Genomic DNA, 14,360 nt, shown 5'->3' with positions numbered 1-14,360 from the left:
TTTGAAAGCGTTTGTCATTCTGTCACTGACTGCCATAGATTACCCCCGACTTCAGAGATCTATGCCCTGGTGTGGGGCGCATGCATTGAGGGGGACCCATGGCCAACCCGAAGACGGTCGACGCGCCGTCGTCGCCGGAGCCGGCCCAACCGCCGTCCGGGGGCAATCCGTGGCTGGTGCTGCTGGCGGTGAGCCTCGGCGTCATCATGGTGATGCTCGACGGCACCGTGGTCGGCATCGCCAACCCGGTCATCCAGCGGGATCTGGGCGCGTCGCTGTCCGACCTGCAGTGGGTGACCAGCGGCTACCTGCTGGCGCTCGCGGTCTTCCTCATCACCGCCGGCAAGCTGGGCGACCTGTTCGGGCACAAGCGGGTGTTCCTGATCGGCGTCGGCGGCTTCGCGGTGACGTCGGTGGGCATCGGCCTCAGCCAGCAACTGGCCGACGTGATCCCCGGCCTGTCGCCGGTGGGCGCCCTGATCGGGCTGCGCGTGCTGCAGGGCCTGTTCGGCGCGCTGCTCCAGCCGGCCGCCCTGGCGCTGCTGCGCAGCGCGTTCCCTGGTGAGAAGCTCAACCAGGCGATGGGCGCGTGGGGCGCCATCATCGGCCTGTCCAGCGCCGCCGGGCCGATCGTGGGCGGCCTGCTGGTCGAGAAGGTGAGCTGGGAGTCCGTCTTCTTCATCAACGCCCCGGTCGGCATCATCGCCCTGCTCATGGGCGTGCTCATCATCAGGGACAACCGCGCGCAGACGCTCTCCAGGATCGACTGGCCCGGCGTGGTGCTGCTGTCCGGCGCGATGTTCGCCCTCGTCTGGTCGATCATCAAGGCCCCCGAGTGGGGCTGGGGCGACAGCCAGACGATCGGCTTCCTGGCCGGCTTCGCCGTGCTGATCGCCGCGTTCGTCTTCTGGCAGTCCAAGGCCAGGCAGCCGCTGGTGCCGCTCTCGCTGTTCAGGAACGTGTCCATCTCCATCGGCACCGTGCTCATGATGATGGTCGCCTTCGCGATGTTCGGCGCGATGTTCTTCCTGGGCTTCTTCTTCCAGGGCGTCCACGGCCTGAGCCCGCTCGACGCGGGCCTGCGCATGCTGCCGATGAGCGCGGGCATGATCGTGGCCTCGCCGCTGGCCGGCCTGCTGATCGGCAAGATCGGCCCCAAGATCACGATGGCGGTCGGCTTGGTGATCACGGCCGGCTCGATGTTCCTCATGTCGCAACTGTCCATCGACGCCTCGTTCGTCGAGAGCTCGATCCCGTTCGTGCTGCTCGCGTTCGGCATGTCGCCGGTCTTCGTCGGCGCCACCGAGATCATCGTCGGCAACGCGCCCATCGAGCTCAGCGGCGTCGCCGGCGGCCTGCAGCAGTCGGCCATGCAGGTCGGCGGCGCGCTCGGCACCGCCATCCTCGGCGCCGTCATGGCCGCCGAGATCTCCAGCAAGCTGCCCGGCTACCTCGGCCCCGCGGCCCAGGCCATCCCGGCGGAGCAGTTGTCGCTGCTGGAGAAGGCCGCCGCGTTCGGCGGACTGCCGGCCGACACGCCGCAGCAGCTCAGGGCGATGGTCGGCCCGGCCGTGAACAACGCCTTCATGGACGGCATGCACCTGGCCTTCCTGGTCAGCACCGGCATCGCGCTGCTCACCGCCGTGCTCACGCTGTTCGTCAAGGCCGGCCGCAAGACCGAAGGCGCCCCCGTCCACGTGGGCTGATCCCCGTTCCGGCCGTACGGCCCTCGCCCCGCGTGGACGAGGGCCGTACGGCTGTCCGGGGCCTTACGGGGTGCACCCGGATGCGGGCATAGACTCTGTGGGGTGAGCACGAAGATCCTTCCCGAGCAGGAAACCATGCCTCGGACGTCGCACGGCGACGGCGACCACGAGCGGTTCTCGCACTACGCCGACAGGCACAAGATCACCGAAAGCATGGTGACCGGCACACCGATCCGCGCCCTGTGCGGCAAGGTCTGGGTGCCCAGCCGCGACCCGAAGAAATATCCCGTCTGCCCCGAGTGCAAAGAGATCTACGCCGGGCTGCCGAAGGGCGGCGGCGAGGGCGACAACGGCAAGCAGTGAGTGTTGCTGCCGGGTGATCCCCGCGAGGAGCGTTACGGTCTGTAGTCAGTCTCGCTCAGACCGTCACGGGGGATCCGCATGGCCCGGCGCGTCACCGCCGTCTCGTTGGCATGCCTGCTCGCGGCCGGGCTCACACCGCCGCTCCAGCTCCACGCCGCCGCGACGGCGGGCGACGGCTGCGCGGCACCGCCCGGCCGATCCCGGCCCGCCACGCCGCTCCACCCCCGTCCCGAGACGGGACGACACCCCCGTCACGACGCCCTGCGGCTCGGCCCCGAGCCGCGAACGCCCTACCCGCACGACGTCGGCCGGGTCCTCGCCGAGCTGGACAAACGCCTGCAAGGCCGCGAACCGCCCGCCGGCGTCACGGTGCCCGTCTGGGTGCACATCCTCACCGACGGCACCGGCGGCGCCTCCACGGCGAGCGTGGCCGCCCAGCTCAGCACCCTGCGGGCGGCCTACGGCGGGAGCCTCGGCGGCGCCGCCACCGGAGTCGGCTTCCGCCTCGCCGGCGCCCAGGTCGTCCGCCACGCCGGCTGGTTCACCGACCCGATGGGGCACGAGGAGGACATGAAGACCACCCTGCGCAAGGGCGGCCCCGAGACCCTCAACCTCTACCTCGCCCAACTCGACGGCCAGGTGCTCGGCTTCTCCACCTACCCCTACTGGTACCGCGACAGCCCACGGCTCGACGGAGTCGTCATCGACTGGCGCACCCTGCCCGGAGGAGCGCTCGCCAACTACAACCGCGGCTACACCGGCGTCCACGAGATCGGCCACTGGCTCGGCCTGTTCCACACCTTCGAGAACGGCTGCCAGAGCCCGGGCGACGGCATCGCCGACACCTCCCCGGCCGCCCGTCCCTCCCGAGGCTGCCCCGGCGGCGGCAAGGACACCTGCCCGCAGGCGGGCCGCGACCCCGTGCACAACTTCATGGACTACGCCCACGACCGCTGCATGTCGGAGTTCACCCGCGGCCAGGGTGAGCGCATGCGCGAGATGTGGGTCGTCTACCGCGACCGCGCCCCGGACCCCGCCGCCGCGAAGTGATTTCGGCGGGCCCCTAGGATGTCGGAGTGACAGCACCGAAGGCTCTCGACACTCCGTACGCGCCCCCCGGCATCCTCAGCGCCCCCTACCGCGCGGCGACCATCGGCATCCTGCTGGTCGTCACGTTGATCGCCTTCGAGGGCATGTCCGTCAGCGTCGTCATGCCGGTGGTCTCCGCGCAGTTGCAGGCCCTGGACCTGTACGGGCTGAGCTTCTCCGCCTTCCTCATCGCCAGCCTGTTCGCCAACGTGGTGTCCGGGGTCTGGGCCGACCGGCGCGGCCACCCGGTCCCCTTCCTGGTCGGCGTGGTGCTCTTCGCGGCCGGCATGGGGCTGGCCGGGGCGGCGACGGGCAAGGAGCTGTTCCTGCTGGCACGGGCCGTCCAGGGCCTCGGGGCCGGCTTCGCGATCGTGGCCATCTACGTGATGATCGCCCGGGTCTACCCGGCGGACGTGCGCCCCAAGGCGTTCGCGGCGCTGTCGGCGGCCTGGGTGGTGCCCGCCATGGTCGGCCCGGCCGTGGCCGGCTTCGTCGCCGACGCGTGGGGCTGGCGATGGGTGTTCTACGGCATCATCCCACTCGTGATCCCGGCCCTCGTCATGCTGGTCCCCGCGCTCAAGCGCCGCCCCGAAGACGAGGAGGCGACGCCGTCGAGCGGGCCGCGCTCCCGCCCGGTCGCGATGACGGCCGCCGCCGCCGCCGCGGCGGTGGGCGGCGGAGCCCTGCTGTACGGGGTGGACAAGCTGCACGTCGCTCCCGTCCCGAGCGCCGCCGCGGTCGCCGCCGGCGGCGCCCTCCTGCTGTACGGGCTCATCCGGCTGCTCCCGCCCGGCGCCCTGCGCTTCCGCCGCGGACTGCCCACGACCATCATGATGCGCGGCATGTTCTCGGCCGGGTTCTTCGGCGTGAACATGTTCATCCCGCTGGCGTTGCAGTCCGTCAAGGGCTTCGACCCCACGGCCGCCGGCATCGCGCTCACCACCGGCGCGCTCGGCTGGTCCACGGGCTCCTACCTGCAGAGCCGGCGCGCCGCGGAGCCGTACCGGCGGATGCGGCTGGGCGCCGCCTGCGTCACGGCGGGCATCCTGGTCGCGATGCTGTCCGCGCTGCCCGGCATCACCGGCTGGATCGCGGTGCCGGCGTGGATCGTGGCCGGATTCGGCATGGGTCTCGGCATGACCACGGTCAGCGTCACCGCGCTCAGGCAGTCACCGGCCAACGAGCAGGGCGCCAACAGCGCCGCTCTCGCGGTGACGGACATGCTCGGCTCCGGGCTGGCCGTCGGCGTCGGCGGCGCCCTGATCAACCTCGTCGGCCACAGCCCCGGCCAGATCGCCCGCGGCTTCGTCGTCATCTGCTGCCTCATGGCCGCCGTGGCGCTCGCCACCGCACTGCTCGCCCGGCGCGTCCGCTAGCACCTCCGAGGCCGCCGGCGGGGTCGCGAGAGCGATTGCGCATCTGCCGTCACAGCCGTCACAGATCTCCGGATGAGCGCCGCGAGGAGTGATAGGACAGCGGCAAGGAGGTGCCATGGAGGACGATCACCGCGTCTGGCCGCCGCACCCGGGCCCCAGGCACCGCCGTACCCCTCCCTACGGCACGGGCCGCGAGCCGGGACCCCGCCGGGGACAGCCCTACGGCCCCACCCGCCCCGCCGCCCCGCCCGACCCCGGCGGGAACGTCCGCGACGAGGAGCCCGGCGACGGCGGCGGCGCACAGCCGGGGCGGACCGGTTCCGGCCAGCAGCCGGGAGGCGGCGACGCGGCGGCCGCGAGCGCAGGCGCCGGCGCGCCCGGCCACCCCGGTACGGCCTGGCCCGCATCGGGCGGGGACGACGAGCTCGACGCCCGATGGCCCAGCTCCTGGCAGGGAGACCCCGAAGGCGCGTGGGACGACGACGAGGCGGAGGAGGAACCATGGAGCCCCCGGCCCCGGCGCGGCGCCGACCGCACCTTCGACCGCGCCTTCGACCGGACCATCGGCCGTGCCTACGACCGCCTCTTCGGCCGGGACGCCGGCGACGGCCTCGACCTGCACGACCGCGCCTCCGACCGCGGACAGGACAGCGGGCACGAACGCGGGCATGACGGTGACCGCTGGAGTCGTGACGCCGGCCACGACCTGCGCGGCGGCTTCGGCCGCGGCCTCGACCGGGGTTCCGGCCGTGGGCTCGACCAGGACGGCGGGCCGAGGGTGCCCTGGCAGTCGTTGCCGCCCTCCGCCCGCCTGTACGGCGCGCCCGCCGACCCCGGCCTGTCCAGGAAGGCTCGGGGGCGCGGCCCGCGGCGCGTCGCCGGGGCCCTGCTGGCCGTCGTCCTGGCCGTGGCCGCGGTGGCCTCTCTCGTCGTGGCCGTCCAGCGGCTCACCGCGGCGCCCGCGCAGGCGGGGCGGCTGCACGACCCGCGGGCCAGGGTGACGATCCCGCTGCCCGCCGGATGGCGGGCCGAGCGGGTGCCGCCGGTCACGGGGTTCACCACGGCGGCCACCGACGGCGCGGGCGGGCTGGTCATGGCCAGGCCGTTCGGCGGCGCCACGCGCGAGTCCATGGTGGAGGCGGCCGAGCTGTACTCGCGGCTGCTGCTCAAGGGCGACCGCGTCACCGTCGTGGCCGACCGGCAGGTGCCCGGCGGCCACTCCCGCGCCCTGCGCGCCGAATACCAGGATGTGGTCAACCGGCCCGCCTACCTCCGAGTGATCCTGCTCACCCGCGACGGCGGCGCCGTGCTCGTCGTCGGCCTGCTCCAGCCGGACGAACCCGCACGCAGACAGGCGCTGGACACCCTGCTGTCGAGCGTGCGATAAGCCACCAGCCGCCCATAGCACGCAAGGATGACCTTGGCCAGGATCGCCGTTGCACGGCACGTCTTGTCGGTGCCCCCGATTACCCTAGGGTCACTGTGAGAGAGCGAAGCACACGAACCCCAGAGGTGATGCGGTGAGCACGTTCGCCGCATCCCACCTGTCGCCCTCCTATCCCGACCGCGCCGCCTGGGGCACCGCCCCCAAGCTGCGGGCGTGGCAGCAGGAGGCGTTCGACCTCTATTCCAGGCGCGAGCCCCGTGACTTCCTCACCGTGGCGACCCCGGGCGCGGGCAAGACGACCTACGCCCTGCGCATCGCCAGCGACCTGCTCGCCCGAGGGGTGATCCGGGCGATCACCATCGTCACCCCGACGGAGCACCTCAAGCGCCAGTGGGCCGACGCCGCCGCGCGGGTCGGCATCGGCATCGACCCCGAGTTCCGCAACAGCCAGGGCGCCACCTCGCGCGACTACACCGGTGTCGCGGTCACCTACGCCCAGGTCGCCATGCATCCGGCTCTGCACCGGGCTCGCACCGAGGCGCGCAAGACCCTGGTCATCTTCGACGAGATCCACCACGCGGGCGACGCCAAGTCGTGGGGCGACGGCATCCGCGAGGCGTTCGAGCCGGCCACCCGCAGGCTTCAGCTCACCGGCACGCCGTTCCGGTCCGACGACAACCCGATCCCGTTCGTCGGCTACCAGGAGGACGCCGAGGGCCTCAAGCGCAGCGTCGCCGACTACTCCTACGGCTACGGGCCGGCGCTCGACGACGGCGTGGTCCGTCCGGTGATCTTCCTCGCCTACTCCGGCGAGATGAAGTGGCGCACCCGCGCCGGCGACGAGATCGCCGCCACGCTCGGCACCCCGCTCACCAAGGACCAGCTCTCCCAGGCCTGGCGCGCCGCGCTCGACCCGAAGGGCGACTGGATCCGCCAGGTCATGCAGGCCGCCGACCGCCGGCTGGCCGAGGTGCGGCGCGGCGTGCCCGACGCCGGCGGCCTGGTCATCGCGACCGACCACGAGGCGGCCCGCGCCTACGCCCGCCACCTGCGCAACATCACCGGCGAGGGCGCCACGGTCGTGCTGTCCGACGATCCGGGCGCGTCGAAGAAGATCAAGGCGTTCGCCGCCTCGCAGGACCGCTGGCTGGTCGCGGTCCGCATGGTGTCGGAGGGCGTCGACATCCCGCGGCTGTGCGTGGGCGTCTACGCCACCTCGACCTCCACGCCGCTGTTCTTCGCCCAGGCCGTGGGCCGGTTCGTGCGGGCGCGCAAGCGCGGCGAGACGGCCTCGGTCTTCCTCCCCTCGGTGCCGACCCTGATGGGCCTGGCCAACGAGATGGAGGTGGAGCGCGACCACGTGCTCAACCGCAGGCCGCCCGAGGACGGGCTCGACGACAGCCTCCTGGAGCAGGCCAACCGCAAGCAGGACAACCCCGACGTCGTCGGTGACGAGCTGCCGTTCGAGACGATGGAGACGACGGCCACCTTCGACCGGGTGCTGTTCGACGGCGGCGAGTTCGGCACCGGCGCCGAGGTGGGGTCGGCCGAAGAGGAGGACTTCCTCGGCCTGCCCGGCCTGCTGGAACCCGATCAGGTCGCCACCCTGCTGCGCAAGCGGCAGTCCGACCAGCAGGCGGCCCGGCGCAAGAAGGTCGAGGAGCCCGCCGGTGAGCGGCTGGCCCCGCACGAGCGGATCGCCGAGCTGCGGCGCGAGCTCAACGGCCTCGTCGGCGCCTGGAACCACCGCACCGGGCAGCCGCACGGTGTCATCCACTCGGAGCTGCGCCGGGCCTGCGGCGGACCTCCGATCGCGCAGGCCACCGCCGAGCAGATCCAGGAACGCATCGACAAGATCCGCCACTGGGCCACCCAGCGGCGTTGACGTCGCGGTCGGGCGCGCATCTGGTCACAAGCCTGTGACCTTTCGTCAACCGGTGGCCGAACCGGCGATAATGCCCTTGGCTGGATCTCGCTTCGCGGAGGGGCTGCACCCATGTCCTACGGGGCCACCGGCAAGTCGGCGCTCGTCGTGACCTCCGGAGTCTTCCAGCACTGCTTGATCATGCGGCTGGAGGGCGAGCTCGACGTCGACGCGGTGCCGCTCCTGCGTGAGCACCTGCGCCGTGTCTGGCAGGAGCCCGCCACACCGTTCATGATCATGGATCTGCGCGAGGTGGCCTTCTGCGACTCCGTGGGCATGAGCGAGCTGGTCACGGTGCTCCAGCGGTGCGAGAAGCGGGGCACCCGGCTGCTGCTGGGCGGTGTGCAGGGGGTGGTGTCCCGGGTGCTGTCCATCACGGGGCTGCGCAACGCGTTCGACGTGTACGACGACTTCGACGACGCGGTCCGCCACGCCCTGACCGCCTGACCGCCTTCAGGTCCGCGGGGCGGCGTCCCGGCCCGGCCCCGCAGGCTGCGGGCCGGGGATGCGGTGACCGGTGCGCCCGTCCACCGCGACGTAGCCGCCGCGACCGGGCCGCGAGCCGAGAGGGAGCCGGAGCGACGCCTCGTCCCCGTCCACGCGCACGGGCAGCACCCGCGTCCCCCCGCGCGCGGCGTCCGCCGGGCTCTCATGCAGCCAGACGCGCAGCCTCCTGCCGTCGTGACGCACCACCACCTCGGCCGTCGGGCACTCGCCGGGCACGGCCTGCCAGGACAGTGTCAGGGCCGCGCCGCGCTCGCTCAGCGTCGCCCTCTCCGGTGACGGGTCGCGCTCCACACACGCCGCCTCCGGCCCGGGCGCGCTCTCCCGAGCCGCGACCTCCCCCGGCTCCCGCTCCGCGGGCAACACCACCGTCGCCGCCTCCAGCAAGGCCAGCACCACGACCGCGCCCGTACGCGCCGCGACCCGGCCGCGTACGAGAAGCCAGAGCGCGAACGGCCCGAGCGACAGCCAGGCCAGGCCGAGGCAGACGGTAAGCATGAGAAGACCTCGCATACAGGTGGAGAGTTGTGACTCTCCGTGTTACTTCTGCCTCGGAGTGCCGGGAGGCCCGTTGACGATCACATGGACAGAGTGTTGCATGGCGTTCACCAACAGTGATACGCGGCGTCCCGGGGACGCCGCGTTACCGTGGAAAGGTGCCTGAAGTGAGCCTGTACCTGCCCGAGGACATCAAGCACCGGGTCGCCGAGGCGGCGCGGTGGCACGGGATGACCGAGGACGACTACATGCGCGAGGCGATCACGCGCGTGGTGAGCCAGGAGCTCATCGGCGAACGCCCCCGCCCGACGCTCCCGCTGTTCGACAGCGGCGATCCACACCTGGCCGGTCGTGCCGACGAGATCCTCGAAGAGGGCTTCGGCCGCGAGGCGCGCGACTGATACTCGTCCTCGACACCAGCGGCGCGCTCGCCGCGATCGACAGGGCCGCCGCCGAGCACGACGCCGCCAAGCGGGTGTTGGCCAAGGAGACCGGCCCGATACTCCTCTCACCGTTCGTCCTGGCGGAGCTGGACTACATGCTCCTCACCCGGATCGGGCTGCGAGCCGAGCTGACGTTCCTGCAGCAGGTGGGAGACGGGGCCTACAACCTGATTCCTGTCGCGCACCAGGACGTGGGCGAGGCGGCGGACCTCATCGAGACGTACGCGGGCATGAAGATCGGGCTCACCGATGCGTCGGTGGCGCTGGTCGCGGCGCGGCATCGCACGACGCGGGTGCTCACGCTCGACCAGCGTCACTTCCGGACCATGAAGCCGCTCTGGGGTGACACCTTCACGGTGCTGCCCGCCGACGAGGGCTGACGGGCGGCGGGGCGTCAGCCGACCGTGGGGGCGCCGCGCAGGGTGGCGCCGACGGCGTCGAGCTCGGCGACCGCCGCGTTGGTCGTGTGGCGGGCCACGCCCGCCGTCAGGTCGAGCAGCACTCGGACGGCCAGCCCGTTCTTGACGGCGTCGAGCGCCGTGGCCCGGACGCAGTAGTCGGTGGCGATGCCCACCACGTCCACCTCGTGCACCCGCCGCTCGTGCAGCCAGGCGGCCAGGGAGACGCCGTCGCCCGAGGTGCCCTCGAACCCGCTGTAGGCGGCCTCGTGGGCGCCCTTGCTGAAGATCTCCTCGACCGCGGCGACGTCGAGCGCCGGATGGAAGTCGGCTCCCGGCGTGCCGGCGACGCAGTGGGCCGGCCAGCTCCGCGCGTAGTCAGGCTGGTCGGAGAAGTGGTCACCCGGGTCGACGTGGTAGTCGCGGGTGGCCACGACGTGGTCGTAGCCGTGGGCGGCCACGTGGCGGCTGATCGCGGCCGCGACTTCCGAGCCGCCCGCGACGGCCAGGCTGCCGCCCTCGCAGAAGTCGTTCTGCACGTCGACGATGATCAGCGCACTGCCCATGGGATCACGATACGTCAGGCGAACTCCGTCGGGATGGCCGCGTACCCCCTTCCCAGGTGCAGCGCCTCCTGGGGGAGCAGCGCGACGGCGCGGGCGTGCCGGTCGCGGGCGTCGGTGAGCGGCTCGCGGCCGGTGATCTCTCCGTCGCGCACCAGTTCGCGCAGCAGCGGGACGCCGCCCTCCGGCGCCGCGCCGGAGGTGGTGATCAGCTCCGTCTCGGCCCGGCCGTGCTCGTCGAGCAGGCGGTAGGCGTCCTTGCGGCCGCCGCGCGACGGCTTGCCGACGGAGCGCTTGGCGACGGGCTCCAGGTCTCCGGAAGCGGTCTCGCGGGCCACCAGCTTGTAGACCAGCGCGGCGGTCGGCACGCCGGACCCGGTCACCAGGGAGGTGCCGACGCCGTAGCCGTCGACCGGCGCGGCGGCGAGCGCGGCGATGGCGTACTCGTCGAGGTCGGAGGTGACCACGATGCGGGTGTCGAAGGCGCCGAGGGCGTCGAGCTGCTCACGCACGTCCTGCGCGGCGGCCGCCAGGTCGCCGGAGTCGATGCGGACCGCGCCGAGCTTGTTGCCCGCCAGCTCGACCGCCGTGCGGACCGCCTCGGGCACGTCGTAGGTGTCTACGAGCAGTGTCGTCTCGGGGCCGAGCGAGGCGATCTGGGCCTCGAACGCGGTCCGTTCGGAGTCGTGCAGCAGCGTGAAGGCGTGGGCGGCGGTGCCCGCCGTGGGGACGCCGTACGCGCGTCCGGCCATCAGGTTGGACGTGGAGGCGAAACCCGCGATGTAGGCGGCGCGGGCGGCCGCCACGGCGGCCCGCTCGTGGGTGCGGCGCGAGCCCATCTCGATGAGGGGACGGCCGCCGGCCGCGTTGCGCATGCGCGAGGCGGCCGAGGCGATGGCGCAGTCGTGGTTGAGAATCGACAGGACGAGCGTCTCCAGCAGCACGGCCTCGGCGAAGGTGCCCTCCACCACCATGATCGGGGACGCGGGGAAGTAGACCTCGCCCTCCGCATATCCGCAGATATTTCCGGAAAATCGGTAGTCTGCGAGAAAGGTGAGGGTGGACTCGTCCACGACCCGGTGCTCGCGCAGGTAGGTCAGTTCCTCGTCACCAAAACGGAAGTGTTCGAGCTCGTCAAGGACACGCCCCGTCCCGGCGACGACCCCGTAACGCCTGCCGCCCGGCAGGTGACGGGCGAACACCTCGAAAACGGCGCGTCTGTGAGCGGCACCGCTGCGCAGGGCCGCCTGCAACATCGTCAGCTCATAGTGATCTGTCAGCAACGCAGTGCTCATGGGCATTGTCACGACTCGAAGACTACGGCGGAGGTAGGGCAGGATGGGGGATGTGGGTAGCACCGCTCCAATCGCCGTCGAGCGTCCGTCTACGGACGTCCGGCCCGATCTGCCTTGGGTGACGATCGTCTGGAACGACCCGGTCAACCTCATGTCCTACGTGACGTACGTGTTCCAGACCGTCTTCGGCTACACGCGGGAGAAGGCGGAGAAGCTCATGATGGACGTCCACCACAAGGGCAAGGCCGTCGTGTCCAGCGGCACCCGCGAGGAGATGGAACGCGACGTGCAGATCCTCCACTCCTACGGGCTGTGGGCGACGCTCCAGCCCGATTCGGTCAAGTGAGGCGGCGCGGGTGAGTTCGGGATTCTCGGCGAAGGGTGACGGCGTCGTCGTCGCGCGCTTCGAGGCGGCGGAGGTGGCGATCCTCCGCTCGCTCGTCTCGGAGCTGCTCGGCCTGGTGGAGCCGGGCGAGACCGGCGACGACCCGCTGGAGCGCGCGCTGGGCATCGGCGACGGCAGGGCTCCGTCGGACCCGGTGCTGGCGCGGTTGTTCCCCTCGGCCTACGAGGACGCGCAGGACGCGTCCGAGTTCCGCCGCTACACCGAGGCGACGCTGCGCGACGGCAAACGGGCCGACGCGCGCACGATGCTCGACACGGCCGCCGCCGGGCGCACCGAGCTGACGACGGAGCAGGCGCAGGCCTGGATGCGGGCGCTCAACGACATACGGCTGGCGCTCGGCACCAAGCTGGAGGTGACCGAGGAGATCCACGAGGAGATCGCCGCCATGCCGGAGGACGACCCCCGCTACCCGACCTACGTCATCTACGACTGGCTGACCTACCTCCAGGACACCCTGGTCCGGGCACTCTGGTAGCTTCCGGGCCATGCTCCAGATCTCCCAGGAACTCGCGGACAAGATCGTCGCCCATGCCCGGGCCGACCATCCCGACGAGGCGTGCGGCGTGATCGCGGGACGCGACGGGGTGCCCGAACGGTTCATCCCGATGGCCAACGCCGAGCGCTCGCCCACCTTCTACCGCTTCGACTCGATGGAGCAGTTCCGCGTCTGGCGTGAGATGGACGACCGTGACGAGGAGCCCGTGGTGATCTACCACTCGCACACCGCCACCGAGGCATACCCGTCGCGCACCGACATCTCCTACGCCTCCGAGCCGAACGCCCACTACGTCCTCGTCTCCACGCGCGACGAGGTGGAGGTGGAGTTCCGCTCCTACCGGATCCTCGACGGAGTCGTCACCGAGGAAGAGGTAAGGTTTGTTCCATGATGGTCCGGCCTGTGCAGAGCTTCCTCTTCGCGCACACCCCGGCCGTCGTCGTCTACGACTGTCGCTGAGCTGGAATTCCGCAGCCAGCCATCGGTGTTGCCGCCGATGGGACGACGACCAGATCTGAGGAGACCCACCGCGATGGCCATCGAGGTTCGCATTCCGACCATCCTGCGCAACTACACCGGCGGCGCCAAGGCCGTCACCGCCGAGGGCGCCACCCTCGACGAGCTGATCAGCAACCTTGAGTCGGCCCACCCCGGCATCAAAGAGCGCCTCGTCGACCAGGGCGCCCTGCGCCGCTTCGTCAACGTCTACCTCAACGACGAGGACGTGCGCTTCCTCGGCGGATTGGGGACGCCCGTGTCCGACGGCGACACGGTGACCGTCCTCCCGGCTGTCGCCGGCGGGTGACATGCGTTTCGACTCGCTGATCGACTCGGTCGGCCGCACCCCGCTCGTCGGCCTGCCCCGCCTGTCGCCGTCACCCGACGTGCGGGTCTGGGCCAAGCTGGAGGACCGCAACCCGACCGGGTCGATCAAGGACCGGCCGGCGCTGTGGATGATCCAGCAGGCGGAGAAGGACGGCCTGCTCACGCCGGGGTGCACGATCCTGGAGCCCACCAGCGGCAACACCGGCATCTCGCTGGCCATGTCGGCCAGGCTCAAGGGCTACAAGTTGATCTGCGTGATGCCCGAGAACACCTCCGAGGAGCGCCGCCAGCTCCTGCGCATGTGGGGCGCGGAGATCATCTCCTCCCCGGCGGCCGGCGGCTCCAACGAGGCGGTCCGCAGGGCCAAGGAGCTGGCCGAGCGCAACCCGTCGTGGGTGATGCTCTACCAGTACGGCAATCCGGCCAACTGGCGTTCCCACTACGAGTCGACGGGGCCGGAGATCCTCGAGGACCTGCCCACCATCACCCACTTCGTCGCCGGGCTCGGCACGACGGGCACGCTGATGGGGGTCGGCAGGTTCCTGCGCGAGCAGGTTCCGGGCGTGCAGATCGTGGCGGCCGAGCCGCGTTACGGCGAACTGGTGTACGGCCTGCGCAACGTGGACGAGGGCTTCATCCCCGAGCTGTACGACGAGTCGGTGCTGACCACGCGCTTCTCGGTCGGCTCCGCCGACGCCCTGCGCCGCACCCGCGAGTTGCTGGCGGCCGAGGGCATCTTCGCCGGGGTGTCCACCGGCGCCGCCCTGCACGCCGCCCTGGGCGTGGCCCGCAAGGCGGTCCAGGCGGGAGAGCGGGCCGACGTGGCGTTCGTGGTGGCCGACGGCGGCTGGAAGTACCTGTCGACCGGCGCCTACGAGGGCTCCCTGGAGGAGGCCGAGGAGCGCCTGGAAGGGCAGCTCTGGGCGTAGTCCCGGCCCGGCGGGGGCGGCCCCGCCAGGAGGGGAAGGACGCGGACGGGGGGGGGGGGGGGGGCCCCCCCCCCCCCGGGGGGGCGGGGGGGGGGGGGCCCCGCCCCCCCCCGCCCCGGGGCGCCACCGCGGCCCGCGTGGCGCGGGGGCCCCCCCCC

17 protein-coding genes are annotated in these 14,360 nt (G+C 71.9%); 14 read left to right on the top strand and 3 right to left on the bottom strand.

Annotation, left to right across the window (positions count from 1 at the left end; all coding sequences use genetic code 11):
* The first annotated feature begins 98 nt into the window (after positions 1 to 98).
* From ACGF0J_RS31470 to ACGF0J_RS31440, 7 genes are all read left to right on the top strand, one after another.
* Positions 99 to 1,706, top strand: coding sequence for a DHA2 family efflux MFS transporter permease subunit (locus ACGF0J_RS31470; RefSeq protein WP_393151637.1), 1,608 nt, complete (start codon positions 99 to 101; stop codon positions 1,704 to 1,706).
* A gap of 102 nt (positions 1,707 to 1,808) precedes the next feature.
* Positions 1,809 to 2,069 carry a DUF3039 domain-containing protein gene (locus ACGF0J_RS31465; protein WP_393151635.1) on the top strand — a complete coding sequence of 87 codons (261 nt, stop codon included), beginning with the start codon at positions 1,809 to 1,811 and terminating at the stop codon, positions 2,067 to 2,069.
* 78 nt (positions 2,070 to 2,147) lie between these two features.
* Positions 2,148 to 3,119: a zinc metalloprotease gene (locus ACGF0J_RS31460; protein ID WP_393151633.1), complete on the top strand. Its 972-nt coding sequence runs from the start codon at positions 2,148 to 2,150 to the stop codon at positions 3,117 to 3,119.
* Positions 3,120 to 3,145: 26 nt separating this feature from the next.
* Positions 3,146 to 4,534 carry an MFS transporter gene (locus ACGF0J_RS31455; RefSeq protein ID WP_393151631.1) on the top strand — a complete coding sequence of 463 codons (1,389 nt, stop codon included), beginning with the start codon at positions 3,146 to 3,148 and terminating at the stop codon, positions 4,532 to 4,534.
* A gap of 115 nt (positions 4,535 to 4,649) precedes the next feature.
* The gene (locus ACGF0J_RS31450) at positions 4,650 to 5,921 is read left to right on the top strand and encodes a hypothetical protein (protein WP_393151629.1); all 1,272 of its coding nucleotides are present in this window, start codon (positions 4,650 to 4,652) and stop codon (positions 5,919 to 5,921) included.
* Between the two features lie 133 nt (positions 5,922 to 6,054).
* On the top strand, positions 6,055 to 7,806 hold the full coding sequence (locus tag ACGF0J_RS31445; protein ID WP_393151627.1) for a DEAD/DEAH box helicase: 1,752 nt from the start codon (positions 6,055 to 6,057) through the stop codon (positions 7,804 to 7,806).
* A gap of 111 nt (positions 7,807 to 7,917) precedes the next feature.
* A complete protein-coding gene (locus ACGF0J_RS31440; RefSeq protein WP_393151625.1) occupies positions 7,918 to 8,292 on the top strand; it encodes an STAS domain-containing protein in 375 nt (124 codons plus the stop codon).
* Between the two features lie 6 nt (positions 8,293 to 8,298).
* Here the strand turns inward: ACGF0J_RS31440 and ACGF0J_RS31435 are convergent, their stop codons facing one another.
* The gene (locus tag ACGF0J_RS31435; RefSeq protein WP_393151623.1) at positions 8,299 to 8,847 is read right to left on the bottom strand and encodes a hypothetical protein; all 549 of its coding nucleotides are present in this window, start codon (positions 8,845 to 8,847) and stop codon (positions 8,299 to 8,301) included.
* Between the two features lie 158 nt (positions 8,848 to 9,005).
* Between ACGF0J_RS31435 and ACGF0J_RS31430 the strand changes: the two genes are divergently transcribed.
* The gene (locus tag ACGF0J_RS31430) at positions 9,006 to 9,248 is read left to right on the top strand and encodes a CopG family transcriptional regulator (RefSeq protein WP_393151754.1); all 243 of its coding nucleotides are present in this window, start codon (positions 9,006 to 9,008) and stop codon (positions 9,246 to 9,248) included.
* Entirely contained in the window at positions 9,245 to 9,670 is a 426-nt protein-coding gene (locus tag ACGF0J_RS31425) for a PIN domain-containing protein (protein WP_393151750.1), read from the top strand. Before ACGF0J_RS31430 ends, ACGF0J_RS31425 begins: the two co-directional genes overlap by 4 nt.
* 14 nt (positions 9,671 to 9,684) lie before the next feature.
* Here the strand turns inward: ACGF0J_RS31425 and ACGF0J_RS31420 are convergent, their stop codons facing one another.
* Together ACGF0J_RS31420 and ACGF0J_RS31415 are read right to left on the bottom strand one after the other, a co-directional pair.
* Positions 9,685 to 10,254 (bottom strand): isochorismatase family protein, encoded by a 570-nt coding sequence (locus ACGF0J_RS31420; RefSeq protein WP_393151621.1) that lies wholly within the window; start codon positions 10,252 to 10,254, stop codon positions 9,685 to 9,687.
* 14 nt (positions 10,255 to 10,268) lie between these two features.
* Positions 10,269 to 11,552, bottom strand: coding sequence for a nicotinate phosphoribosyltransferase (locus ACGF0J_RS31415; RefSeq protein ID WP_393151748.1), 1,284 nt, complete (start codon positions 11,550 to 11,552; stop codon positions 10,269 to 10,271).
* A gap of 37 nt (positions 11,553 to 11,589) precedes the next feature.
* Between ACGF0J_RS31415 and clpS the strand changes: the two genes are divergently transcribed.
* The 5 genes from clpS to ACGF0J_RS31390 all read left to right on the top strand — a co-directional run bounded on the left by clpS (position 11,590) and on the right by ACGF0J_RS31390 (position 14,202).
* Positions 11,590 to 11,892, top strand: coding sequence for an ATP-dependent Clp protease adapter ClpS (clpS, locus tag ACGF0J_RS31410; protein WP_185089642.1), 303 nt, complete (start codon positions 11,590 to 11,592; stop codon positions 11,890 to 11,892).
* A 10-nt stretch (positions 11,893 to 11,902) separates the two neighbouring features.
* A complete protein-coding gene (locus ACGF0J_RS31405) occupies positions 11,903 to 12,427 on the top strand; it encodes a DUF2017 domain-containing protein (protein WP_393151619.1) in 525 nt (174 codons plus the stop codon).
* A 10-nt stretch (positions 12,428 to 12,437) separates the two neighbouring features.
* Positions 12,438 to 12,839: a Mov34/MPN/PAD-1 family protein gene (locus ACGF0J_RS31400; RefSeq protein ID WP_393151617.1), complete on the top strand. Its 402-nt coding sequence runs from the start codon at positions 12,438 to 12,440 to the stop codon at positions 12,837 to 12,839.
* A gap of 141 nt (positions 12,840 to 12,980) precedes the next feature.
* Positions 12,981 to 13,253, top strand: coding sequence for a MoaD/ThiS family protein (locus tag ACGF0J_RS31395; protein ID WP_101784151.1), 273 nt, complete (start codon positions 12,981 to 12,983; stop codon positions 13,251 to 13,253).
* 1 nt (position 13,254) lies between these two features.
* Positions 13,255 to 14,202 carry a PLP-dependent cysteine synthase family protein gene (locus ACGF0J_RS31390; RefSeq protein ID WP_393151615.1) on the top strand — a complete coding sequence of 316 codons (948 nt, stop codon included), beginning with the start codon at positions 13,255 to 13,257 and terminating at the stop codon, positions 14,200 to 14,202.
* Positions 14,203 to 14,360: the final 158 nt, after the last annotated feature.

Origin of the sequence: Nonomuraea sp. NPDC047897 (assembly GCF_043204415.1) — a bacterium.
GTDB lineage: Bacteria > Actinomycetota > Actinomycetes > Streptosporangiales > Streptosporangiaceae > Nonomuraea.
The sequence above is the reverse complement of the archived record's forward strand: the minus strand, read 5'-3'. Positions and strand labels throughout refer to the sequence as shown.